This is a genomic window from Salinimicrobium sp. CAU 1759 (assembly GCF_054482715.1).
Map to the genome: position 1 here is coordinate 2,259,503 of NZ_JBTLRK010000001.1, position 22,960 is coordinate 2,282,462.

Here is a 22,960-nt window from a genome sequence, read left to right on the forward strand (position 1 = left end):
GTTAGTTATTGCTGCTTAATGACGGGAAGCACTTCCTGTCCAAAAAAGTCAATATAATCTTCCTGTTGCTTGTTCACATTGTGAATGATGATCTTCTCAAACCCAAGTGTTTCGAATTCCTTTATCTTTTCAATAAAGATGTTTGCATCACTTCCAATGATCACATGTTTCTCAAGGTCTTCTTTTCTTGTATTCATGCCCAGGGCATCAAATTTTTCGGGACTATCAATATCGGCGATTAACTTGCTGGGGAAAATGTTATTCTTCCACTGTTCCCAGGCACCTTCCAGCGCCACTTCGGGTGTTTTGGCGTAAGATATTTGGACTTTGAGAGCCATAGACTTATTGGCGCCATCTGCTCCCTTAAAGGTTTCCACCATTTTCTTTAGATCCTCAATTGGCTTTGAGATGGTTATCATTCCGTCGGCCCAGGAAGAGAGCCAGGATGCAGTTTTTTCGGTGATGGCAGCTCCATAAACAGTTGGAATATGAGTGGGTTTCGTAAATAATTTTGCCCGCTCCACGGTGAACATGCCCTTGTGGTTGATATAATCATTTTCCCGCCATAAACGTCTCATCACCTCCACAGATTCCTGCAGCCTTATGTTCCTGTCTCTTTTAGCCGGCCACTTCTCACCTGTGATGTTCTCATTCAGCAATTGTCCACTACCCGCACAGAGAAAAAACCTCTTTGGGAACATCTGGTCCAGAGTGGCTACAGCCTGTGCTATGATAGCCGGGTGATACCTTTGACCCGGTGCATTTACAATTCCATATTCCAGCTTTGTTGCCTGCATTGCAGCACCCAACCAGCTCCATGCAAAGCCACTCTCCCCCTGTTTATCACTCCAGGGATGAAAATGATCTGATGATAAAACTGCCTGAAATCCTGCATCTTCAGCCCTTTGAACAAGTTCGAGGAGGTGGCGCGGGGTAAATTGTTCATGGGACGCGTGAAAGCCTATCTTCATAGCTGCAGAAGGTTTAGTTTAATGGAATTATGCTTTCTTCTAAAATTATAAAGCTTAATAGGATAATCAGGATATTTGTTATTAAAAAAAAGATAAATTGTTGATTTTCATTAACATCACATAAGGAAATATGATAGGCATCATAGGTTTTAGAGCAGGATCTTTTTAGCTTTGCCCTCAATCCAAAGATCATGACAAAACCTCTGAAACGACACGAAGCTCTTCAACCTCTAAGCCGGGATCACCATCAGGGTCTTCTTTTATGCTGGAAAATTCGGAAGGGTCTTAAGCACAGAATTGAACACGAAAGAATTAAATCTTATACCGATTACTTTTTCTCCTCCCAATTAAGACCGCACTTTGATTTTGAGGAGGATGAGATATTTCCGCTATTGGGAAAAGAGCACCCATTGACCATAAGAGCCCTTAGAGAACATCACCGCCTGGAATACCTTTTCCAGGCTGAAGCCAGTGAAGAAAATTTCAGCTCGATCGAAAAAGAGCTCAACCGACATATAAGATTCGAAGAAAGAGAATTATTCATGGTCCTCCAGGATAATATTTCCGAAGAGAAGCTACAGCAGATCTCTAAAAAGGAAGACCAGGTCATCACCCCTGATCCTGATGATTGGGAGGATAAGTTTTGGCTCAAAAATTAAAGCCAGCGTTTTCGTCTAAAGTAGATCAACATTCCAATGATAAGAACCGTCATGATGACCAGGAGGATAGGATAGCTGAATCTAAACTGAAGCTCGGGCATGTACTCGAAATTCATTCCATAGATCCCGGCAAGGAAAGTCAGCGGAATAAAGATGGAAGCCATAATGGTCAATACCTTCATGACCTCATTCATCTTGTTGCTAATGCTGGTCATATACATATCCATTAATCCCCAGGTCATTTCCCTGTAGATCTCAATGTTTTCTGAAACCTGAAGCATGTGATCGTACAGGTCTTTCAGGTAATTGATGGTCTGTTCCTGTACGAGATCATGGTCCATCTTCTCTAGCCTGCTCACTACTTCTCGCAAAGGATTCACAGCCCTTCTTATCCTGAGCATAGTGCGCTTCAATTCCTGGATCTCCAGGGTGATATCGTCATTTGGCTGAGGGTCAAAAACCCTTTCTTCCATTGCTTCTATTTTGTCGCTCATCTCCTCAACCACAACAAAGTAGTTGTCTACTATGGCATCTAAAAGGGCAAAAACCAGGTAGTCTGCTCCCCTACTTCTTATTCGGCCTTTAGCCTTAGAAAGGCGCTCTCTAACTCCATCAAAAACGTCGCCTCCCGCTTCCTGGAAAGTAATCACGTAATTCTTGCCAAGCACCATGCTTATATGTTCATTCTCAAGCCTGCCATCCTCCCGGTAATAAAGCATTTTAGCTACTATAAAAAAGTAATCACTGTACTCATCGATCTTGGGCCGTTGATTTGTATTTACAATATCTTCAATGATAAGCGGATGCAGATCATAGTATTTTCCAATCTTCTCGATCTCACCGGTGTTGCTTAACCCGTCAATATTGATCCAGGTGGTGCGATCTTCTTCTTCGAACTTAAAAGCATCTTCCGGAGTCTTAGAAATTACCCTCTCAAAAACATCGGCGTTATAATCAATAACCTCAAGGACTGTTTCCACCTGTTCCTTGCGCCCTACATAGGTCACTGTTCCGGGAGCCTGGTGTAGTGCCTTCGTTGATTTCGGCCTTTTTAAAAGGTAACGGGTTCTCTTGACCATGGAAAAAGATTTCTCTAAAAGTAAGAATTTTCCTTTAGCTGAAGTCACCCTTCAAAAATGGGTTTTTAACAGGCTATTCCCATTGAGCTTTGAGTGCGTTTAGTTTTCTTTGTAGCATGGTACAGGAGGAGCAATTACTGGGGACATTAAAGGAGTTTTTTGGGTATGACAGCTTTAGGCCGCTGCAAAGACAAATCATTTCTTCTGTTTTTGAAGGGAATGACAACCTGGTGATCATGCCAACAGGCGGTGGGAAATCACTGTGTTTCCAGCTCCCTGCCCTCTTACTTCCCGGTATTACTATTGTGATCTCTCCTCTTATCGCTTTGATGAAAGACCAGGTTGATGGTTTGAAGGCAAATGGTATTTCTGCTGCTTTTCTGAATAGTAGTCAGCAGGAAAAGGAACAGCAGGAGATCTTCAGCAAGATAGAAAAGAACGAGATAAAGTTACTTTATGTAGCTCCGGAAAGTCTGCAGTACATAGATGCTGTTTTTTCCGCAGGGAATATCAGCCTTATTGCCATAGATGAGGCACATTGTATTTCCAGCTGGGGACATGACTTCCGACCTGCCTATACTCAGTTGGGATACCTGAAGAACCGGCATCCACAAACTCCTGTTATTGCACTTACGGCCACTGCCGATAAAGCGACCCAGAAGGATATTTGCGACCAGCTCAACATTCCCGCTGCTCAAAGACATATTTCCTCGTTCGACCGAAAGAACCTAAGCCTTGAGGTTCGCCCCGGAAATAAAAAATTTGAACAGATTCTGGCATTTTTGAAAGGCAGGAAAGCAGAAAGCGGAATTATCTACTGTCTTAGCCGGAAGAATACCGAAGAATTGGCAGCCAAGCTAAAAGCAAAGGGTTATAATGCTGAAGCCTATCACGCCGGGCTTTCACACAACGACCGCATTAAGATACAGGAAGAATTCATCAATGACCGCAACGAGATCATCTGTGCCACCATTGCCTTTGGAATGGGAATCGACAAATCTAATGTGCGCTGGGTAATTCACTACAATATGCCTAAGAACCTGGAGGGATATTATCAGGAGATCGGCCGGGCGGGTCGTGACGGACTTCCCTCTTCCACCCTGCTCTTCCACAGTTATGCCGATGTAGTGCAGCTGCAAAAGTTTGCTGAAGGTTCCGGAAATGCCGATGTGCAGTTGGCAAAGCTGGAACGCATGAAACAATATTCTGAAGCTCTTAGCTGCCGCCGAAGGATCCTGCTGAGTTATTTTGGGGAGTTGATCATGAAGGACTGCGGAAATTGTGATGTATGTAAAAACCCACCCGAATTCTTTGATGGCACTATCATGGCACAAAAAGCCCTTTCAACAGTTTACCGCCTTAAAGAACAGGAGCCAATTTCTATGGTCATTGATGTTCTAAGAGGAGCCCAGAACGCACAGGTCCTCGAGAAGGGATATCAAAACCTCTCCACATATGGTATTTCGCAGGATGTATCATGGAGAGACTGGCAGCAGTATTTGATCCAGTTGATCAACCAGGGATTTATTGAGATCGCATTTCATGATCAAAACAAGCTGTTGCTTACAAGCCTTGCCAAAAATGTGCTTTTCGAAGGAGAAAAAGTTTCCCTGGCCCATGTTACTCAGGCAGACCTTAAAAAGGAAACCGGCATTTCAGAAAAAGCTTCAGAAAATACTCTTTTTGAGAGGCTAAGAAAACTAAGACTTGAACTTTCAAGGGATGAAGATATCCCTGCTTATCTCATTTTTAATGATGCCACGCTCAAGGAAATGGAAAAGGAACGGCCAATGACCGATGAGGAGTTTATGCTGGTCAACGGCGTGGGGCGTCAAAAAATGCAAAAGTACGGCTACCGATTCATTAAGGAGATCATTGCTCATAGTAAGGAAAAGCGGGAAAAGAAATCCAGGAAAAAGGGAAATACCTATAAGGAAACCTTCAAATTATATAAAGAAGGTATGAGCATAGAGGAAATAGCCGCGCAACGACAACTAGCTTCTACCACCATATTTTCACACCTGGCAAAGCTTTATGATTCCGGGGAAGATGTGCACCTGGAGAAGTTCATAACTCCAAAGGATCTTGAGGCCATTAGAAAAGCCCGGAAAGAATTAGACAATCCCGATGCTCTAAAACCTTATTTTGAACACTTTCAGGAAGCTATGGAGTACCATACGATTCGGATTGGACTTACCATTCTTGAAAAGGAAGGATGAGGATGAGGCAGTGATCAGTGGTCAGTGTTCAGTGGTGCGTTCAGTGGATTGAAATTCATGTGCTAAAAAGTTTTGATTCCGGGTTCTTGACTCCCGGTTCTATTTATCGGGCTCTTGGCTTCAGGAGCATAGCCGTCCTTTTCCTTTTATTGAAAATCCACTCTATTTAAGATCAATCCGCTGCCGGGAGCGATGAATGTTGCAGGAGAAGTAACTTTTTTGTCCAGGCTCGCCTTCATTTCTTCCAGTGTTTTTTCTCCATTTCCTAAAAGCACAAGGCTGCCCATCATCAACCGTATCTGGTTCCGGAGAAAACCTGAGCCAACTACTCTCAATAGATAAGATCTTTCGGGAAAGAAGCTGGCGGTGATCTCCTTGTTCAGTACGATCTCACATTTCTCGATCTCTCTTTCCAATACTGTATGTTCTGTAGGCTTGGTGCAGTAGTTGTGAAAGGAATGCCTACCCTCAAAAAGCTTTGCTCCTTTTTTCATAAGATCAATGTCCAGCTTTTCGTGAAAAGTTGCCATTAAGGGAGCTGCAAAAGGATGCGTCTTCTTTCCGAAGGCAAACAGGTATAGATATTCCTTGAGTTTTGGATGTTGAATAATATTAAAAGAGGCATCAGTTTCTTTGATACTAAGAGCCCTAATGTCCGGAGGAAGATTCTTGTTGAACAACACCAGGAAATCGGCCATGTTCTCCAGGGGTTGATGATCAATAAACAATTCAAAGGCTGCTTCATGAGCCGAGACCATAGCATCGGTCCTGCTCGCCCCAAGGATCTTGAATTTGATTTCGGGAAGAACGAACTTTAAGGTCTTCTTCACCAGGCCTTCAACCGTCTTGAGGCCCGGTTGTCCTTGCCAGCCGTGAAGACGGTAACCCAAATACTGTATCTTGATGAGATAATAAAATCTTTGGCGCACAGGAATGTTTTAAATCAAATTTACTCCATTATAAGGAGTAGGACAAGCACATACGCCTCCTGCTCTTTAACTTTTACTTAGAAAATTTTGATTTCCACTTTCGTATCTTCACTAATATGGAAAGATCTCTTACCTCAAAAGGAAAGCAAATTCTCATTTTTGGCACTCTAAGTATACTGGCTGTATACTTCTTATTTAATGGACTGCTTCACGCCAGAGGATTTCTAATCCCCCTGGTAACCGCTTTTATACTGGCTTTGCTCATGATGCCCCTTGCCCGTAGGATGGAAAAGTCATTCCTTAATCGCAGTGTATCTTCCCTCATTAGCACCCTTATCGTCCTCCTGGTATCTATAGGTTTTTTGGCCCTTGTATCCATGCAGGTGAAGCGGGTTGTTGACGACTGGCAGCAGATCAAAGAAACTATGCAGCCAAAGATCGAGAACGTCAAGCTGTTTTTACTTGAACATACTCCACTGGATCCTGCAGATCTTGAACAATCAGACCAGGGTTCTTCTATTCCTTTTATGGGTAAGAATTCTAATACCGGTCAAAAGGCAGCCACTTTTCTCAACAGTGCTTTCCGGTTTTTTGGAGATTATCTTCTCACCTTCATCTATATTTTCTTCATACTCAACTACAGGAACAGATTTAAGGAGTTCATTCTTAAATTATTTCCCGATTCCAGGCGTAAGGAAGTAAAAGAAGTCATTGTGGATTCGGCTAAAGTCACTCAAAAATATTTGATAGGGAAACTCATACTCATTGGACTACTTGCCATTCTTTATGCCATAGGCCTGGGTTTTTCGGGGGTGGAGAATTTTATCCTGGTAAGTATCATTTCGGCGGTTCTCAGCCTGGTGCCTTACATAGGTAATATCATTGGCTTTGGATTGGCGATGATCTTTGGCTATCTCACCACCGGTGATGCAACGGTTTTAATTGGTATTGTCCTTACATTCTCTGTTGCTCAATTTGTAGAAAGCTATGTATTGGAACCGTATGTGGTGGGCGACCAGGTAGATTTACATCCATTTTTCGTAATTCTGGTCGTAATCCTCGGCAGTACAATATGGGGGATCATGGGGATGATCCTGGCCATTCCTATCCTGGCAATGTTTAAAATAGTCTTTGCTCATGTTGCTCCTTTAAAGCCTTTTGCTTTCCTTATTAGCAAAGAGGAAGACAAGAAATGAGAATTTCTGAAAAAGCACAATTCGAAGGATTTCTCCAAGCGCCACAAATCTTTGTTGAAAATGGCATTTTTGAATATCCTTTATTCCAAACTCTTGAAAATTATTCAAAGGCTTTAAATTTTGAACCTTCCGCCCCACCTGCGAAGGTACTCGGAAAAAGAATGGAGGATTTCTTTGCGCAGTACATAACTAACTTTACTTCGGAAGAGATCCTGATCCAGAACGAGCAGATCATTCAGGGCAAAAATACTGTTGGGGAAATAGATTTTTTACTGAAGCAAACAACTTCAGAAGTAATTTCACATGTAGAAATGATCTTCAAATTCTATCTTTTTGATCCCGAATCCGGAACTTCAGAATTAGATCATCTTATAGGACCCAACAAGAGGGACAGCCTAAATCAAAAGCTGGAGAGGCTTCAAAAAAGACAATTTCCATTGTTGTTTCATCCGGCCACGAAAGATCTCCTGAATTCTTTAGGACTCCCGGCTGAAGATGTAGTTCAAAAAATGTGTTTTAAAGCCTGGGTTTTTCTTCCCTTGAATATGAAGGAAAATGTATTAACTAAAATCAATCCCCAAACTCTTGCCGGCTACTGGATCAAAGCAAAGGAGTTTACTCCTGAAGGTTATGACGAAAACCGGTTTTTCATTCCCGGCAAATTCTACTGGCCTGTGGACCCTAAAGTAAATGAAGTATGGAAAGCCTTTGAAGAAATTGAAAAGGAGCTCCACATTTTATTACAGAAAAAATTCGCTCCCCTCATCTGGATGAAGACTCCTGCAGGAAATCACGAACGCTTTTTCATAGTATGGTGGTAATTTCTTAGCAGAATATTAACGGCCTTTTCCCTAGTAATTAAGGAAAAATTATGACCGGCAGCCCTGTGGCTTTTTTGTCATCTTAGTATCTTAACTAGGAAGTATAAATCAGGAAAAAAAACTTTTCTAATCAGGGAAGTTCTTTCCATTAAAACAGACAGATCATGCCAATTTTGACAAAAGAACAATTTCAGGACTTAGCAAAATTTGACAGTAATCCCTGCGTTTCGATCTTTATCCCAACCCAAAGGGCCGGAAAGGACGTGCTCGAGGAAAAAGATAAGATCAACCTCAAGAGCCAATGGAAGAAAGCCGGAGAAGAGCTCAAAAAACTGGGATTTGCTCAGGATAAAATAGAGAAAATAGGAAAACCGGTAAGTGATCTATTAGATGACCGGGATTTTTGGAGACATCAAAGCGATGGACTCGCTCTTTTTCTTGCCGACGGGTTTTACAGGCAATACACTCTTCCGGTTTACTTTGAAGCTTTTACCTACGTAGCCGACCATTTTTATCTGAAGCCAATGGTGCCTATGTTCAATGGTGATGGCAGATTTTTCCTCTTGTCCCTGCAGCTGGATAAGGTAAAACTCTTTGAAGCCTCACAATTCTCAATTGGAGAGGTAAAAATAGATGACATCGCTCCTTCCCAAATTGAAGACCGGGTGGGTTATGATTATGAAGAAAGAGGCCGAAAAGCAAAGACACAAAACACTACAACCGGAACCTCTACCGTACACGGATACGAACCTGCTACGAGGGATAGGAACAATGAGATACTACGCTACTTTAGAGCTGTGGACAAAGCAGTCTATGAAGTACTGCACAATGAGAAAGTACCTTTAATCGTAGCCTGTGAAGACTCCTTCTTTCCAATTTACCAGGAGGCCAGTCGCTACAAGAACCTGTATCCACAATCTGTCCCGGGTAATCCCGAAGCACATGAAGACATGTTTAGTCTTCACGATGCAGCACTCAGAACTCTGGAACCATACTTTAAAAAGGAAAAGGAAGAGAAAATGCAGCAATTCAATGATCTCAACCCTTCCCGTACCTCTTCAAGTATTTCAGAAATAATTCCGGCTATACATGAAGGAAAAGTGGACACCTTATTTCTTCAGAACCGGGAAGATATTTGGGGAGATTACAATGAGAACATGGCTTCTGTAGATGTTCATGATGAAAGAAGAAATGGAAGCGTTTCTTTAATGAATCTGGCTGCCATAAAGGTGATCGAACAAAATGGGAAAGTTTACCTGGTAGAGAATGAATTCATGCCCAACAATGAGACCAAAGTAAATGCAGTCTATAGATATTGATCTCTTTGATAAACAATAAAAAAGCTGCCCTTGCCCGGCAGCTTTTTTTATGTATAGTGGGCAACTTTTCCCGTTACCTCTTTGAAGAATTCCTTGATCTTAAGAAAATCCTGCGCCCTGTCATCTGTGGTCCACAGAGGCTTCGAGATCTTGACCCGCTTTCTTCCAAAATCAAATGAGATCATTACTATGGGAACATTAGCCGATCTTGCAATATAGTAGAACCCTGTTTTCCATTCGGCTACTTTCTTTCTTGTGCCTTCGGGTGCAATTGCTAATCGAACTTCCTCTTTTTGATCAAAGATAGCAGCTATTGCCTCTACTTTGTTTTGACCCGGAGTTCGATCTAAGGCTGTTCCTCCCATCCACTTGAAGTACCAGCCAAAAGGAGGCTTAAAAAGTTCTTTTTTGGCAACAAATTTTATGTCTACTCCAAGGATCCTCCTCACCAAAAGCCCCAGATAAAAGTCGTGCCAGCTGGTGTGAGGAACAACGATCACCACTGCTCTATTTAATCCGGCGGGCCAGCTCCCATGGAACTCCCAGCCCATTATCCTGAAATAAATAAATCTAGCTAACCAGTTCACTCTCCCGGTTGCTCTTGGTTATTTCTCCGGCTCGTCTCTTTCGCTCTTCATAAAGCAGGGCCAATTCCCTTCCGGTTTGGCCTTTTACTGAAGTATTTTCTTCTGCCCTTCTAATAAGATAAGGAACTACTTCTTTCACAGGTCCAAAAGGAACAAGTTTAGCCACATTATAACCGGCTTCAGCAAGGTTATAACTAATATGCTCACTCATCCCGAAAAGCTGAGAAAACCATACTCTGTCATCATCTATAGCAATGCCTTTGTCTTCCATCACCTGTAAAGCAAGGTAGTTACTCATTTCATTATGAGTTCCTATAAAGACTGAAATATCTTCTATATGTGCGAGGCAGTAAGTCAACACTCCGTTATAATTAACATCTGTAGCTTCTTTGTTCTCGCAAATAGGCGATAAATATCCCATTTTTGAAGCTCTTTCATTTTCCTTCTCCAGGTAAGCTCCACGAACGATCTTTGCGCCCACAATAAATCCCTGATCCTTTGCGCGGCTGTGGAGATCCTTTAAATACTGCATTCTATCCCAACGATAGCATTGTAAGGTATTGAAGATCACAGCCCGTTCCCGGTTATATTTGAACATCATTTCTTCTATAAGAACATCGGCGGCATCCTGCATCCAGCTTTCTTCGGCATCGGCCAGTAAACTCACACCTTGATTGTAAGCCTCCTCGCAGATCCTGTTCACCCTGTTCTTAACTCTTTGCCACTCTTCTTCCTCTTCAAGAGAAAGGCTGGCGTTAGCAGAAACCTTTTGCCAAAGTTCAAAGCGCCCAATTCCCGTTGGCTTAAAAACGGCAAATGGCATTTCCTTTCTTTTTGAAATGAACTTCACAATATTTGTCTTGCGCTCAATAGCCTTTTCAAATTCACTCTCCTTCTCTTTTCCCTCAACAGAATAATCCAAGATACTGTGAAGATTCTTGGAATACATTTTTTCTATGGTTGGAAGACAATCCTTTTCTGTCACTCCTCCACAAAATTGATTAAAAATGGTTTTTTTGATGAGACCCTCAACAGGCAGGTTAACCTTAAGAGCAAGATTGGTCATAGTTGTTCCCGCCTTGACCAGGAGCGGACGGTCTATCATCTCAAAAAGAAAGATAGCCCGGTTTAATTCTGAATCTGATTTCAGCCTAAAAGCTGTTTCAGTATCATTGAAAATTTTTTTTGTGATCATTTCAAAAAATTAGGGTGCACAAAGATAATTAATGGGCGGGGATTGTTAGAAATTTTCTCCTTATTTTCGGGCTCTTAACCACGTCTTTTTTTATATCATCACATGACTAATGCTCCTGCTGAATCCCCGGTATTTTTCAATGACTTAGGATATCAAAAATTTAACCAGTTTCTGAAGAAAGAAAGATTTACCAGGATCTTTGTGCTGGTGGATAGTAATACCCATCTGCACTGTCTTTCCTCTTTTCTTCCAAAAATTGAAGCGTCTGCGGAAATTGAGGTACTTGAGATCGAAGCCGGAGAAGAGTATAAATCGCTGGACACCTGCAATTCTTTATGGCAGGTCTTGTCTGAAATGGGAGGAGATCGCCGCAGCTTATTAATTAATCTCGGAGGGGGTGTGGTTACAGATCTGGGAGGTTTTGTAGCAGCAGCCTTTAAAAGGGGAATTAGTTGCGTTCACTTCCCCACTACCCTTTTGGCAATGGTTGATGCTGCACTTGGCGGAAAGAATGGCGTCAATCTGGGAGCACTTAAAAACCAGGTGGGAGTCATAAAGAAACCTCAAATGGTCGTGGCCGACCTTAACTTTCTTGGCACACTCCCTGCGGCTGAAATGCGCAGCGGACTTGCAGAAATGCTTAAGCACGGCTTGATCGCTGATGAAGATTACTGGAACCGTCTCAACTCTTTAAAGGACCTGAACCTCACGGATCTTAAAGGCCTGATCAAAGAATCTATGATCATTAAAGAAAATATTGTCGAGCAGGATCCATATGAAAAAGGACTTCGCAAAAGCCTGAATTTTGGTCACACTCTTGGGCATGCGATAGAATCTTATTTCCTCGAATCTAAAAAGAGTGTCAAGTTGCTACATGGGGAAGCAGTAGCAGTAGGTATGGTATTGGCTGTGTATCTATCGTCAGAACTTGAAGGATTCTCCCGGGAAAAGAGAGATGAAGTAAAGAAAGTTATACATTCCATGTATGGCAAAACAGCATTTTCCAAGGAGGATCAGGAAAAAATCATCGACCTGTTGAAATTCGATAAAAAAAATGAGGGAGGAAAGATAAATTTTGTTCTTTTGCGGAAAATTGGAGAACCGGTTATTGACCGGGAGGTGTCGAACAGGCTCATTCTGGATGCTTTTAAGTTTTATCTTGATCAACCGGAGAGCCAAAATTCGAACTAACTAACTGAGATTAAATTTTTTATTTATTTTAACGGCGGCGGAAGAATGAATCGTTATTTTCGCTTAGAAGGAGGACCAAAAAATTACTTATGAAAAGAGTTATTGTTGATTACAAAAAGCTTACTCCCGAGATCCTGGGTCTATTGGTTGAGAAATATCCTGACGGTTATGATGATGATCAGATCATTTCATTTAAAAATGCAAAGAATGAGACTGTAGAGGCTGTTGAGGTAAGAACCGAAGACAGTATTTACCTTGTAAAAGTGAGTACCCGGTTGGAAAATTCCATGGCCAACTACGACGAAGAGGATTATGATGATGCAGATTTTAATGAACCTATTGTAGACCTTCCGGAAAAGAATGAGGAGGTAGAAGAAGACATAGATGAGGCAGGAGCTTCAGACGAGATCGAAGAAGACGAAGATTAAGACCACATAATTATCTCTATAACAGAAAAGCCGCTTTAAGTTAAAGCGGCTTTTCTGTTGATCTTAATTTAAAGAATCATGCATGTTGTTCCCGGTGCTTTCCTTCTTTTATTTCCTCTATCAATTTTGCATTAAAAGCCGGAAGATCATCGGGGTTCCTGCTGGTGACAAATCCTTCATCAACCACAACTTCTTCATCCACCCAGTTTGCTCCTGCATTTTTAACGTCATCTTTGATGGAATTATAGGAGGTCATGGTTCTGCCCTTTACCACTCCTGCACTAATAAGTGTCCAGGGGGCGTGGCAAATTGCCGCTACAGGTTTCTTTTGCTCGAAGAAATCCCGCACAAATTTCAAAGCGTCTTCACTTGTTCTCAGATGATCCGGGTTAATAACTCCTCCCGGCAGCATTAGCGCATCATAATCCCGGGCACTTACCTCACTTAGATTTTTATCCACCTTGTATTCCTTCGACCAGTCGGTTTTATCCCAGGCTTTAATGTTATCTTTTTCGGGACTTACAATGTGAACTTCAAATCCCTCATCTTCCATTGCCTCTTTTGGAGAGGTTAGTTCTATTTCTTCAAATCCATTCGTGGCCAAAATGGCTACCTTCTTATTCATATTGTAATTTTTTCTGTTCGACATTAATTTGATCGAAGATAACTACCAAATGGATCTTTCTGTATTAAGGAGCCTATAAAATAAGATGAGGGAAGGTTAAACTTTATTAAGAAGGATTATTTTCAGGTTTTCCCTTTTTCTTACGCGCCTCTTCTTCCTCATCTTTATGGGATTGCAAGGTATCGAGGATCCTCTTTTCATCGATTAACTGTCCTCTCTTCTCTTCAAGGCGTTCCAGTTCCTGGTAAATGGCAGGTTCGGCATATTCGTTAGGCTCCACTTTGTCCTTTTTGTGAAGAGCATATTGAACTGTGAATTCTGCTCCGAAAAAAACAATAAGACAGGTGTAATAAACCCATAGAAGAATGAGCACTACCGATGAAGCACCTCCATAGATGGATCCCGGGTTACTCTGTCCAAAATAAAAACCAATCAGATATTCGGCTAAAAGAAAAAGACAGGTCGTCAACATAGCTCCCAGGTAAGTTGTTTTCCATCTTAATTTGACATCGGGAAGCCATTTGAAAATAGCAGCAAAGAGAGATGTTATTATGGTAAAGGAAAGTGCGAAATTCAGCACTTCGAGGACGAAGACCGAAATAACGGGCTCGATTGATGCGACGTAATCCTTCACTGCCTTAATAAGAGCCGAAATAATAAGGGAAATTAGGAGAAGCAACCCCAGTACGAATACCATTCCCAAAGAAATGATCCTGTTGATAACGATTCTTTTTACGGTATTCTTTTTTACAGCAATGTTCCAGATATTGTTCATGGCAGCCTTTAGTTGGAAAAATACCCCGGTAGCACCAAAGATCAAAAAAGCAAATCCAAAAACGACGGCCCAGGTAGATGTTTGATCGAGTGCAGCATTAGCGATCATTCCTTCGATAGCCTTTGCAGCCTCCAATCCAATGAAGTCTTCTATTTGCTGGGTGATCCTTCCTTGAACGGCTTCTTTTCCCCAAACATATCCCGCCACTGTTACCACAATAATAAGTAAGGAGGGTAACGAAAAAAGGGCATAGTAGGCTATTGTTGCACTACGAGCCCAGGGTTCATTCCTGTTCCAGCTAAAGTAGGTTAGCTTTGTGAGTTTCCAGAAGGATAGTAACTTCCGCTTTATAAAGTTCATAAGTAAAAGGTAGGAAGTTTTCCAATAATAAAAAAGCCCTTTAAACCAGATGTCTAAAGGGCTGTTAATATAAATTCAGCTAAACTTACAGATTTTCAAAAATCGAGTGCATCAGCCTTTTCTTATCGTTAATGCTTTCCTCAAGTGAGATCATTGTTTCTGTACGGTATACCCCGTCAATGTCATCGAGCTTAAAGATGATCTCTTTTGCATGCTGCGTGTCGCGAGCCCTGATCTTGCAGAACACATTAAATTTGCCGGTAGTAACATGCGCAACAGTAACAAAAGGAATTTCATTGATGCGCTCTAAAACGAACTTCGTTTGGGAAGTATTCTGAAGGAAGATTCCTACGTACGCAATAAAGGCATATCCCAACTTTTCATAGTTAAGAGTAAGTGAAGAACCAAGTATTATCCCTGCCTCTTCCATTTTTTTCACCCTAACATGCACAGTACCAGCCGATATGTTCAACTTCTTAGCTATATCGGTAAAAGGGGTGCGCGTGTTGTCGATCAACATATTGAGGATCTGGTGATCTGTTTCATCTAATCTAAACTTTGCCATATCTTATCTTTTGTAGATTCTCATTGTTTTAAACGAAGTACAAAATTAATACAAAATAATTAGATTATAAATAATATTCACGGAATATAAGGCGGTTTTATTAATAACTTCTCTTTATTTAACAGAATTCCCTCTACTATATCGTTTTCGATAAATCTGGTTCCATCTTCCTTTTTTACCTCCTGTTCCTTGCAGTCAATTTCATAATGACCGAAGAATGCTAAATTCTCCCCTATTTCCTCCACTTCCGGGAAGAAGTGAACCTCCCCTGCTTTCATTTTTTCTGAATACTGTAAGGCCACATCTACTGTTGAACCTTCTAACACTGCATTTCTCAGGATTATATCCCTGAAGTTCTTTTTATTTTCAGGAATACTGAAATAGTCTTGTTCCTTTTGCTGCAGAAACCTGCCTGAAGCTATGCTTTTAAGAGCAGTAAACATAGACAATGTGAAATATTTGCGGGTCTCTTCCCTTAAATAGTCCTGTTGAAAATGCCCACATTCGAAAAGTATGGTTGGAACGTTCTGAGCCTGGAAATAATCCCCTGTACAATTGATATTGAATCCATCATCAAATCTCCCCACTTGTCCGGGAATTATTTCCTGTAAAGCAGCATTCATTACATTAATGATCTTCATAGCCTTTACGCGCACAGGATTAACCGTACGAGCTTCATCCATAGAAGGAGCCAAAAAAGAGAGTGTGGCAGGCAAATTTGTATCTCCTGCACCAAAGATGGTACGTTGATCGTGCAGATTGAAGCAGAAATCAGGTTTAAATTCTTCAAAAACCCTGCGCAGCACCTTACTTTCGGGCTCTTCCAAATCACAGGCATCCCTGTTCAGATCCACTTTGTTCACATTTTCCCGGGTATATCTTGCCGCTCCGTCCGGGTTAAGCATGGGTATGATAAGGAGACTGCATTCGTCAAGGATCTCCTTAACCGTATCATCTTCTTTATAATCCACGAACATGTGAAGGAGGTCCAGGATTCCTTTTGTGGTGGTGGTTTCGTTCCCATGCATTTGGGACCAGGCTAGAACTTTTTTGGATCCCTTACCAATTTGGATGGTTTTAATAGGCATATTGAGAAAAGAAGATCCTGCTTCCTCTATTTGAAAATGGCCTTTTAATTCCTGCAAAGCTTCTTCTAAGGCAGAATTATCTAAATACCTACCATGAATTTTCTTCGCTTTGAACTTCTCGTATTCCTGTAAAAAATCTTCGACACTCTTCATGTTTACAAAAGTAAATAATCCAAAATTTACATTCGTAAACATAAAAATCCCCTCCCACAGTATAATAATGTAAACAAGCTAAACCATCCTGTAAACCTTCAGTTGGGAAATATTCCTTATACGAAAATATATATATGTAATAGATTAATTTTTAGTCTTTTAAGTTTCCTTATATAAAGCATAATTTTAAACTATAAATACCTTTTTTGAAGAGTATTGTGGGTTAAATTTTTTAATGTTACTTTTGTAAACATATCAATTTTACAATTGTGTTTACAATGGTAAACGTAGAAGAATTTACAATTAGACTCAACAAGATCATGGAATATTATGATCTTTCCGCTGCCTCTTTTGCAGATAAAATTGAGGTCGGCCGCTCCTCTATTTCCCACCTTCTATCGGGCAGAAATAAACCCAGCCTGGATTTTGTGATGAAGATCGTTAATGCTTTTCCGGAAGTCGAGCTTTATTGGCTGCTTAACGGTAAGGGAAATTTTCCGAAGAAATCCGGGGAAGTTTCTAAGCCCGAGAATAAAGAAGCGGTAAAGCCACGTCCTGTAGAAGATCTTTTTTCATCCTCAACCTATTCCGCCCTGGAAGATCGACCTGTCTCCTCTTCTTCAAAAAGAATAAAAAAAGTTGTGATCCTCTATACAGATGGAACTTTTGATGCGTACGAGAATTATTAAGCAGTAAAAAAGAATTAAATTTGGGGCATGAAAAAATTCTTCTTCGGATTAGCCCTTTTTGGCTCCCTAAGCGCCTGTTATCAGCCCCAACGCAATTGTGAAGATTTTAGAACCGGTACCTTCGAATTTGAATCTTATTTGGAAGGAGAACTGGTCAAGAGTCGCTTTATTCGGAATGACAGTATTGAAATAGATTTTTTTCGAGGAAAGACCGACACTTCTTCTGTGCGCTGGATAAATGACTGCGAATACCTGATCTCGAATTTAAACCCAAAGAATCGTGCCGAGGAAAAGCCTATTCATATCAAGATCCTTACTACCGAAGGAAACACTTATACTTTTGAATATGGATTGGTAGGAGAAGCAAGAAAGCAGCGGGGAACAGTTGTAAAGGTAGAATAGCATCGCGGCTTAAAACGAGGCTGCTGCCGCTTCTGATAATCCACGAGGCTTATCCTCTACTACTTTTCTTAAGCAGGTCGTTTTGTTCCTGCATTAACTCATTGAGGTTTGTAAGAAGTTCAATGTCTTTAGGAGTAGCTACAGTCTTATCTTTGGGATCTTCAGCTTTTTTCCTGAATTTGTTCATGAACTTCACCACGATAAACACCACAAAACCAATCACCAGGAAATCAATGAATACTTCAATTAACAAGCCATAACCTACAGCTATTTCCTCTACGGCTTCGGCGCCATCTGTGGCCGGCACAGCTTCTCTTAAGATATATTTCCTATCGGCGTATTCAATTCTTCCTGTAAGGATAGAAAGAGGCGGCATGATCACCTGCTTCACTAAAACATCTACAACGCGATTAAATGCAGTACCTATAATGATACCAACCGCCATGTCGATCATGTTGCCTTTAACGGCAAATTCCTTGAATTCCTTTAGAAACCCTTTAGCCATTACTCCTCAAAAAGTTTAATTTGGGTCTCGTCTGTTTTAGCGCCTTTTTTTTGCAGTTTTCCTTCAGTAAAATCGGGGGAATCTGAATTTGAAGCTTTGCCTTCTACACTCTCCTCATCTACTACCTCCATATCTTCGGGAGCTACTTCTTCAGGCTCTTCATATGGCTTGGGATCAAGGAGATTTATCTGTTTTACTTTTTCTGTAGTTAACTGGTTTCCAAGAGCCTTAATGCCTTTTACTGCAATGAATTCTTCAAGTTCTACCTGATCGTTAGGTCTCTGGTCTTTACCTCTTGTTTTCCCGTAAACCACCTCCACTACAGGCAGATAATCTGTCGATACAATTTCCAGGTATGACTTTGGATGATCTCCTATGAAATTCTCTTCCTTCTCTTCGTTTTCTATAATGAATCGCTTAACATAGAAACGCTCTTTTTCCCCTTCCCAGTAGATAGCTGAGATTGGCTTTTTTGGAGACCACTTTTCCAGAACTATAATATCCTCGTCGAATCTGGTTGTCAATTCAGGTTTGATGGTCTTTGCTACTCCATTTTGGGTGATGATCAAAAGCCGATCTTCCCCTTTGAATTCTCCCAGCAGCTCCCCTCTTTCGTCCACATTCAATCTTCTTACAGTGTCATCAAACCATATCCTGCGAGGCTTAAGTGTAGAAACTCCTTCTTCTTTAAGTTCGATCTTTTTGACCGGATATTTGGTAACAATATTTCCTTTTACCGCCCTTCCTTTTATGGCCATGTCGGCAAAATCTACTTCAAATTTCAACTTTTTGATACTTCCAACCTGTCGGAGGTAAACCATCACCACCTCGGCCTCTCCATTAGGGTTGGCAGAGAAGTAAGATATCTCAGAACCTTTCTTCCCCTGGGTAAGGTCGTACTCCCTGTCTCGAGTCACCGAAGTAACGGCAAAACGTTTAATATAGGAAGCGCCACCTTTACCGTCCTTATAGATCATGTTATAGATGGTTCTTCGATCTTTCTTCTTAAAAATGGCAACGTGAATGATGTCTTTCCCAATGAAAGTTTTCGCATCAACTTTGGTAACGATCATTTTTCCATCAGCAGTGAAGCAGATCACGTCATCAATGTCAGAACAGTCGGTGACGTATTCATCCTTTTTAAGCGCCTTTCCCACAAAACCTTCCTTGCGGTTAACGAACAGCTTCAGGTTTCGGATAACAACTTTTGTAGCCTCTATGTCATCGAACAATCGAAGTTCGGTCTTTCTTTCTTTTCCTGCACCGTACTCCTTCTTGAGACGATTGAAGTAAGCAATGGCATATTCAATAAGGTGATCCAGGTGATGCTTGATCTGTTCGATCTCTCCTTCCAGGGCTTCGATCTTTTGTTGTGCCTTTTCCAGATCAAATTTGGAAATACGCTTGATCCTGATCTCAGTAAGGCGAACTATATCTTCTTCTGTAACCGCTCTTTTTAGATGAGCAATATGAGGTTTCAATCCTTCATCAATTGCTCTTATTACCCCTTCCCAGGTCTCTTCCTCTTCGATGTCACGGTAGATCCGTTTCTCAATGAAGATCCTTTCCAAAGAAGCAAAGTGCCATTGCTCCTGAAACTCATCCAGTTTCACCTCGAGATCCTGCTTCAGCAGACTCAGCGTATGATCTGTAGATCTCCTCAGAATTTCAGAAACTCCTAAAAATGCCGGCTTGTTGTCGATAATTACGCAGCTCAAAGGAGAAATCGAGATCTCACAGTTCGTAAATGCGTAAAGGGCATCTATGGTCTTATCGGGTGACATTCCCGATGGTAGATGTATAAGGATCTCAACCTCGCTTGAAGTGTTATCTTCAATCTTCTTAATCTTTATCTTCCCCTTATCATTTGCTTTGAGAATAGAATCAATTAATGTAGAGGTATTGGTGCTAAAAGGGATCTCCTTAATGACCAAAGTATTTTTATCGAGTTGAGATATCTTTGCACGAACCCTTACGCGCCCGCCTCTCATTCCATCATTGTAGTTGGTAATATCAGCTATACCGCCTGTAACAAAATCAGGAAATAACTTAAACTTTTTTCCCTGCAGGTGTTTGATACTAGCCTCGATAAGTTCAATAAAATTGTGAGGCAAAATTTTGGTGCTGAGACCTACAGCGATCCCTTCAGCTCCCTGAGCCAGTAACAACGGAAACATGACCGGAAGATTTACCGGCTCTTTTTTCCTTCCGTCGTATGATAACTGCCATTCGGTGATCTTGGGATTGTAAACTACGTCCAGAGCAAATTTTGAAAGTCGGGCTTCAATATAACGCGCAGCAGCCGATCCATCGCCGGTTAGGATATTTCCCCAGTTTCCCTGAGTATCTATCAAAAGATCCTTTTGCCCCACCTGCACCATGGCGTCCCCAATACTGGCATCCCCGTGCGGGTGATACTGCATGGTATGACCAACAATATTTGCAACCTTGTTGTACCGCCCATCATCCAGATCTTTCATAGAATGCATGATGCGGCGCTGTACAGGTTTGAAACCATCCTCAAGAGCAGGAACAGCCCTCTCCAGGATCACGTATGATGCGTAATCCAGGAACCAATCCTTGTACATTCCCGTAACCTTGGTTAGTACTTCGCTATTCCCTGATTCAAGTTCTTCGTTCTGCTCAAATTGATCTTCCTGATGATCGTTTAGATTCTCGTTCTCCATTTAAGCCCTCGCTTTGTTTTTTTCCAAAATCTTGGCAAGTGACATCTTTAAAGACTTGACTTTCTTGCCTGTCAAAAAGGTAATATTATACTTATAATGTCTATAGCCCCTGCTGTTGCGTGAATGTATAAAGATGTGCAGACGCTTATAGAAGAAATAATTTTCGATTCTAAAATCCTTCAGTTTCGACTTTGGCACTTCAGTTCTCTGTTCTCTGTAATGCATGAACTGTGAAACCAGCACTCCATTGCTTTTAAAATTGATGGTTTCCCCATCACTATCAAATTCAAAGGTCTTCCCCACAATAAATATGTAGATCCCGATAAGCAGTGCAATTGCATTTGGTATTAGACTGCTGTAATTAAAGGGAACATCATCATATTTGAGTTCAACAGATGCAAACGCATTAGTAATGAAAACCGCCACGACAATAATATAGATTGAAGGGATGACACCGGTTTCTTTCCTGTTGTTGAACTTCATGCTACTCGTTAATAAGGTCCAGCTCTACCTTGAGGTTATCAATAATGAATTCCTGCCTGTCCGGCGTATTTTTTCCCATGTAGAAGTTCAGGAGTTCCTCAATGCTCATGTCCTTGTCGAGCATTACAGGATCCAGCCGAATATCATCCCCAATAAAGTGTTTGAACTCATCGGGAGATATTTCTCCTAATCCCTTAAATCGGGTTATCTCGGGTTTTCCTGAAAGTTTTTGAACTGCCTGCTGCCTTTCCAGTTCACTGTAGCAGTAAATCGTTTCTTTTTTATTCCGCACGCGGAAGAGTGGTGTTTGCAGGATGTACAAATGGTTTTCCTTGATCAACTCCGGAAAGAACTGAAGGAAGAAAGTGATAAGCAGTAACCTGATGTGCATTCCATCCACATCGGCATCTGTCGCGATCACAATATTGTTATACCTGAGATCTTCCATGGATTCTTCGATATTCAACGCTGCCTGAAGCAGGTTGAACTCCTCATTCTCATAAACGATCTTCTTGGACATTCCATAGGAATTCAGTGGCTTTCCCCGTAAGCTGAAAACCGCCTGAGTATTCACGTCCCTGGATTTTGTAATAGATCCACTAGCCGAGTCTCCCTCTGTAATGAAAAGCGTACTTTCAAGGTAACGTTCCTTTTTGCTGTCTCCGAGATGGATTCTACAATCCCTTAATTTTTTATTGTGTAAACTGGCTTTTTTAGCCCTGTCCTTAGCCAGTTTTCTAATTCCCGAAAGCTCCTTACGCTCCCTTTCTGCCTGTAATATCTTACGCTGCAGCAATTCCGCAGTTTCAGAATTTTTGTGCAGGTAATTGTCCAGCTGGGTTTTTACGAAATCATTGATATAGGTACGCACCGTTGGCAGGTCACCTCCCATGTCGGTCGAACCGAGTTTGGTCTTCGTCTGGCTCTCAAAGACCGGCTCCATTACTTTTATACTAATAGCCGAAACTATAGATTTCCTAACATCACTGGCCTCAAAGTTCTTTCCGTAAAATTCCCTCAGGGTTTTCACAACAGCTTCTCTAAAAGCAGCTAAATGTGTTCCTCCCTGGGAAGTGTGCTGCCCGTTTACGAAAGAGTGGTACTCTTCGCTGTACTGAGTCTTACTGTGAGTGATCGCCACCTCAATATCATTCCCACGAAGGTGAATGATAGGATACAAACGATCATCTTCGTTAATGCTATCGGCCAAAAGGTCGGCCAGTCCGTTTTCTGAATAGAATTTCTCGCCGTTAAAAACTATGGTCAACCCCGGATTGAGGTAAACATAATTCTTCAGCATTTTCTCAATGTATTCTGAACGGAATTTGTAATGCTTAAAGATCAGCTCGTCCGGAGTAAAGGTAACCTTGGTACCTCTTCTTCGGGAAGTCTCTTCCAGTTCCTCTTCATTGATAAGGTTTCCCTGTTCAAATTCTGCTGATTTGGAGCGGCCATCTCTTGTAGACTCCACTCTAAAATTGCTGGAAAGAGCGTTAACCGCCTTGGTACCAACCCCGTTTAGACCTACAGATTTTTTGAAGGCACGGGTATCGTACTTACCACCGGTATTCATTTTAGAAACTACATCCACAACCTTCCCCAGCGGAATCCCCCGACCGTAATCACGAACGATCACACGTTGGTTTTGAACGGAAATTTCAATGGTCTTCCCCGCGCCCATCACGAATTCATCGATACAGTTGTCTATAACTTCCTTAAGAAGAATATAGATACCGTCATCGGCGCTGGAACCGTCTCCAAGTTTACCAATATACATCCCGGGACGCATACGAATATGCTCCTTCCAGTCGAGCGACCGTATATTATCTTCGGTATATTTAGTTTCTTCGATCATAGCTGCTTCCTGCGGTTTCGAGGCTAATATAAGCTTTCCCCTAAAAAGTTGAAACCATCGGCAGACAAAATAATTAACAATTGTTTCACAATCTGTGGTTCAAGGTTTAAATTTAAAGTTCAAGGTCGTGGTGAGGTGGAAAAAGAAGAACTAAATTCTGCTGAAATATCCTTCTTGAG

At 41.5% G+C, this 22,960-nt stretch carries 22 protein-coding genes; 9 read left to right on the plus strand and 13 right to left on the minus strand.

All coding sequences use genetic code 11. From position 1 onward, the window contains the following. Positions 1 to 5: 5 nt before the first annotated feature. Positions 6 to 971 carry a TIGR03885 family FMN-dependent LLM class oxidoreductase gene (locus ACXYMT_RS10185; protein ID WP_459058969.1) on the minus strand — a complete coding sequence of 322 codons (966 nt, stop codon included), beginning with the start codon at positions 969 to 971 and terminating at the stop codon, positions 6 to 8. A 191-nt stretch (positions 972 to 1,162) separates the two neighbouring features. On the opposite strand from ACXYMT_RS10185, the gene ACXYMT_RS10190 reads away from it, so the two are divergent. After that, on the plus strand, positions 1,163 to 1,630 hold the full coding sequence (locus tag ACXYMT_RS10190; protein WP_459058970.1) for a hemerythrin domain-containing protein: 468 nt from the start codon (positions 1,163 to 1,165) through the stop codon (positions 1,628 to 1,630). Here the strand turns inward: ACXYMT_RS10190 and corA are convergent. After that, positions 1,627 to 2,709, minus strand: a complete 1,083-nt coding sequence (gene corA / locus ACXYMT_RS10195) for a magnesium/cobalt transporter CorA (RefSeq protein ID WP_459058971.1) — start codon at positions 2,707 to 2,709, stop codon at positions 1,627 to 1,629. The two genes, ACXYMT_RS10190 and corA, sit on opposite strands and share 4 nt — an antisense overlap. 116 nt (positions 2,710 to 2,825) lie before the next feature. On the opposite strand from corA, the gene recQ reads away from it, so the two are divergent. Then, positions 2,826 to 4,928 (plus strand): DNA helicase RecQ, encoded by a 2,103-nt coding sequence (recQ, locus tag ACXYMT_RS10200; protein WP_459058972.1) that lies wholly within the window; start codon positions 2,826 to 2,828, stop codon positions 4,926 to 4,928. 146 nt (positions 4,929 to 5,074) lie between these two features. On the opposite strand, the gene ACXYMT_RS10205 is transcribed toward recQ, so the two are convergent. Continuing rightward, a complete protein-coding gene (locus ACXYMT_RS10205; RefSeq protein ID WP_459058973.1) occupies positions 5,075 to 5,857 on the minus strand; it encodes a tRNA pseudouridine synthase A in 783 nt (260 codons plus the stop codon). A gap of 116 nt (positions 5,858 to 5,973) precedes the next feature. Here ACXYMT_RS10205 and ACXYMT_RS10210 point away from each other — a divergent pair, with 116 nt between their 5' ends. The 3 genes from ACXYMT_RS10210 (at position 5,974) to ACXYMT_RS10220 (ending at position 9,193) form a co-directional block, all read left to right on the plus strand. Beyond that, positions 5,974 to 7,053: an AI-2E family transporter gene (locus ACXYMT_RS10210; RefSeq protein ID WP_459058974.1), complete on the plus strand. Its 1,080-nt coding sequence runs from the start codon at positions 5,974 to 5,976 to the stop codon at positions 7,051 to 7,053. Further along, the gene (locus ACXYMT_RS10215; protein WP_459058975.1) at positions 7,050 to 7,874 is read left to right on the plus strand and encodes a DUF1853 family protein; all 825 of its coding nucleotides are present in this window, start codon (positions 7,050 to 7,052) and stop codon (positions 7,872 to 7,874) included. The genes ACXYMT_RS10210 and ACXYMT_RS10215 overlap by 4 nt, the downstream gene beginning before the upstream one ends. Before the next feature lie 164 nt (positions 7,875 to 8,038). After that, positions 8,039 to 9,193, plus strand: coding sequence for a baeRF3 domain-containing protein (locus ACXYMT_RS10220; protein WP_459058976.1), 1,155 nt, complete (start codon positions 8,039 to 8,041; stop codon positions 9,191 to 9,193). Between the two features lie 47 nt (positions 9,194 to 9,240). Here the strand turns inward: ACXYMT_RS10220 and ACXYMT_RS10225 are convergent, their stop codons facing one another. Together ACXYMT_RS10225 and ACXYMT_RS10230 are read right to left on the minus strand one after the other, a co-directional pair. Beyond that, positions 9,241 to 9,780 carry a 1-acyl-sn-glycerol-3-phosphate acyltransferase gene (locus tag ACXYMT_RS10225; RefSeq protein ID WP_459058977.1) on the minus strand — a complete coding sequence of 180 codons (540 nt, stop codon included), beginning with the start codon at positions 9,778 to 9,780 and terminating at the stop codon, positions 9,241 to 9,243. After that, positions 9,764 to 10,975 carry a proline dehydrogenase family protein gene (locus tag ACXYMT_RS10230; RefSeq protein ID WP_459058978.1) on the minus strand — a complete coding sequence of 404 codons (1,212 nt, stop codon included), beginning with the start codon at positions 10,973 to 10,975 and terminating at the stop codon, positions 9,764 to 9,766. Before ACXYMT_RS10230 ends, ACXYMT_RS10225 begins: the two co-directional genes overlap by 17 nt. Positions 10,976 to 11,077: 102 nt before the next feature. Here ACXYMT_RS10230 and aroB point away from each other — a divergent pair, with 102 nt between their 5' ends. Continuing rightward, on the plus strand, positions 11,078 to 12,166 hold the full coding sequence (gene aroB / locus ACXYMT_RS10235) for a 3-dehydroquinate synthase (protein ID WP_459058979.1): 1,089 nt from the start codon (positions 11,078 to 11,080) through the stop codon (positions 12,164 to 12,166). An 89-nt stretch (positions 12,167 to 12,255) separates the two neighbouring features. Next, the gene (locus ACXYMT_RS10240; protein WP_459058980.1) at positions 12,256 to 12,594 is read left to right on the plus strand and encodes a hypothetical protein; all 339 of its coding nucleotides are present in this window, start codon (positions 12,256 to 12,258) and stop codon (positions 12,592 to 12,594) included. Between the two features lie 76 nt (positions 12,595 to 12,670). Here the strand turns inward: ACXYMT_RS10240 and ACXYMT_RS10245 are convergent, their stop codons facing one another. From ACXYMT_RS10245 to ACXYMT_RS10260, 4 genes are all read right to left on the minus strand, one after another. Next, a complete protein-coding gene (locus ACXYMT_RS10245) occupies positions 12,671 to 13,219 on the minus strand; it encodes a type 1 glutamine amidotransferase domain-containing protein (protein ID WP_459058981.1) in 549 nt (182 codons plus the stop codon). 106 nt (positions 13,220 to 13,325) lie between these two features. Beyond that, the gene (locus ACXYMT_RS10250; protein ID WP_459058982.1) at positions 13,326 to 14,354 is read right to left on the minus strand and encodes a YihY/virulence factor BrkB family protein; all 1,029 of its coding nucleotides are present in this window, start codon (positions 14,352 to 14,354) and stop codon (positions 13,326 to 13,328) included. A gap of 85 nt (positions 14,355 to 14,439) precedes the next feature. Continuing rightward, positions 14,440 to 14,919: an Lrp/AsnC family transcriptional regulator gene (locus ACXYMT_RS10255; RefSeq protein ID WP_324719025.1), complete on the minus strand. Its 480-nt coding sequence runs from the start codon at positions 14,917 to 14,919 to the stop codon at positions 14,440 to 14,442. 77 nt (positions 14,920 to 14,996) lie between these two features. After that, positions 14,997 to 16,160 carry a M14 family metallopeptidase gene (locus ACXYMT_RS10260; RefSeq protein ID WP_459058983.1) on the minus strand — a complete coding sequence of 388 codons (1,164 nt, stop codon included), beginning with the start codon at positions 16,158 to 16,160 and terminating at the stop codon, positions 14,997 to 14,999. Positions 16,161 to 16,438: 278 nt separating this feature from the next. On the opposite strand from ACXYMT_RS10260, the gene ACXYMT_RS10265 reads away from it, so the two are divergent. Beyond that, on the plus strand, positions 16,439 to 16,849 hold the full coding sequence (locus ACXYMT_RS10265; protein WP_459058984.1) for a helix-turn-helix domain-containing protein: 411 nt from the start codon (positions 16,439 to 16,441) through the stop codon (positions 16,847 to 16,849). 27 nt (positions 16,850 to 16,876) lie between these two features. After that, positions 16,877 to 17,251 carry a DNA topoisomerase IV gene (locus tag ACXYMT_RS10270; RefSeq protein ID WP_459058985.1) on the plus strand — a complete coding sequence of 125 codons (375 nt, stop codon included), beginning with the start codon at positions 16,877 to 16,879 and terminating at the stop codon, positions 17,249 to 17,251. Positions 17,252 to 17,300: 49 nt separating this feature from the next. On the opposite strand, the gene mscL is transcribed toward ACXYMT_RS10270, so the two are convergent. Genes mscL through ACXYMT_RS10290 form a run of 4 tightly spaced genes read right to left on the minus strand, consistent with a single transcriptional unit; the run spans position 17,301 to position 22,781 of the window. Then, positions 17,301 to 17,756 (minus strand): large conductance mechanosensitive channel protein MscL, encoded by a 456-nt coding sequence (gene mscL / locus ACXYMT_RS10275; protein ID WP_459058986.1) that lies wholly within the window; start codon positions 17,754 to 17,756, stop codon positions 17,301 to 17,303. Beyond that, complete coding sequence (locus ACXYMT_RS10280; RefSeq protein ID WP_459058987.1) at positions 17,756 to 20,443, minus strand: DNA gyrase/topoisomerase IV subunit A; 2,688 nt, start codon at positions 20,441 to 20,443, stop codon at positions 17,756 to 17,758. Before ACXYMT_RS10280 ends, mscL begins: the two co-directional genes overlap by 1 nt. Next, a complete protein-coding gene (locus tag ACXYMT_RS10285) occupies positions 20,444 to 20,926 on the minus strand; it encodes a hypothetical protein (protein WP_459058988.1) in 483 nt (160 codons plus the stop codon). It lies immediately after the preceding gene. Between the two features lies 1 nt (position 20,927). Next, on the minus strand, positions 20,928 to 22,781 hold the full coding sequence (locus ACXYMT_RS10290; RefSeq protein ID WP_459058989.1) for a DNA topoisomerase IV subunit B: 1,854 nt from the start codon (positions 22,779 to 22,781) through the stop codon (positions 20,928 to 20,930). Between the last annotated feature and the right edge of the window lie 179 nt (positions 22,782 to 22,960).

Bases quoted from the DNA above. Each gene is read 5' to 3' on its own strand.
- ACXYMT_RS10185 (WP_459058969.1), bottom strand. From the start codon at position 971: ATGAAGATAGGCTTTCACGCGTCCCATGAACAATTTACCCCGCGCCAC.
- ACXYMT_RS10190 (WP_459058970.1), top strand. From the start codon at position 1,163: ATGACAAAACCTCTGAAACGACACGAAGCTCTTCAACCTCTAAGCCGG.
- corA (WP_459058971.1), bottom strand. From the start codon at position 2,709: ATGGTCAAGAGAACCCGTTACCTTTTAAAAAGGCCGAAATCAACGAAG.
- recQ (WP_459058972.1), top strand. From the start codon at position 2,826: ATGGTACAGGAGGAGCAATTACTGGGGACATTAAAGGAGTTTTTTGGG.
- ACXYMT_RS10210 (WP_459058974.1), top strand. From the start codon at position 5,974: ATGGAAAGATCTCTTACCTCAAAAGGAAAGCAAATTCTCATTTTTGGC.
- ACXYMT_RS10215 (WP_459058975.1), top strand. From the start codon at position 7,050: ATGAGAATTTCTGAAAAAGCACAATTCGAAGGATTTCTCCAAGCGCCA.
- ACXYMT_RS10220 (WP_459058976.1), top strand. From the start codon at position 8,039: ATGCCAATTTTGACAAAAGAACAATTTCAGGACTTAGCAAAATTTGAC.
- ACXYMT_RS10230 (WP_459058978.1), bottom strand. From the start codon at position 10,975: ATGATCACAAAAAAAATTTTCAATGATACTGAAACAGCTTTTAGGCTG.
- aroB (WP_459058979.1), top strand. From the start codon at position 11,078: ATGACTAATGCTCCTGCTGAATCCCCGGTATTTTTCAATGACTTAGGA.
- ACXYMT_RS10240 (WP_459058980.1), top strand. From the start codon at position 12,256: ATGAAAAGAGTTATTGTTGATTACAAAAAGCTTACTCCCGAGATCCTG.
- ACXYMT_RS10245 (WP_459058981.1), bottom strand. From the start codon at position 13,219: ATGAATAAGAAGGTAGCCATTTTGGCCACGAATGGATTTGAAGAAATA.
- ACXYMT_RS10250 (WP_459058982.1), bottom strand. From the start codon at position 14,354: ATGAACTTTATAAAGCGGAAGTTACTATCCTTCTGGAAACTCACAAAG.
- ACXYMT_RS10255 (WP_324719025.1), bottom strand. From the start codon at position 14,919: ATGGCAAAGTTTAGATTAGATGAAACAGATCACCAGATCCTCAATATG.
- ACXYMT_RS10260 (WP_459058983.1), bottom strand. From the start codon at position 16,160: ATGAAGAGTGTCGAAGATTTTTTACAGGAATACGAGAAGTTCAAAGCG.
- ACXYMT_RS10265 (WP_459058984.1), top strand. From the start codon at position 16,439: ATGGTAAACGTAGAAGAATTTACAATTAGACTCAACAAGATCATGGAA.
- ACXYMT_RS10270 (WP_459058985.1), top strand. From the start codon at position 16,877: ATGAAAAAATTCTTCTTCGGATTAGCCCTTTTTGGCTCCCTAAGCGCC.
- mscL (WP_459058986.1), bottom strand. From the start codon at position 17,756: ATGGCTAAAGGGTTTCTAAAGGAATTCAAGGAATTTGCCGTTAAAGGC.
- ACXYMT_RS10280 (WP_459058987.1), bottom strand. From the start codon at position 20,443: ATGGAGAACGAGAATCTAAACGATCATCAGGAAGATCAATTTGAGCAG.
- ACXYMT_RS10285 (WP_459058988.1), bottom strand. From the start codon at position 20,926: ATGAAGTTCAACAACAGGAAAGAAACCGGTGTCATCCCTTCAATCTAT.
- ACXYMT_RS10290 (WP_459058989.1), bottom strand. From the start codon at position 22,781: ATGATCGAAGAAACTAAATATACCGAAGATAATATACGGTCGCTCGAC.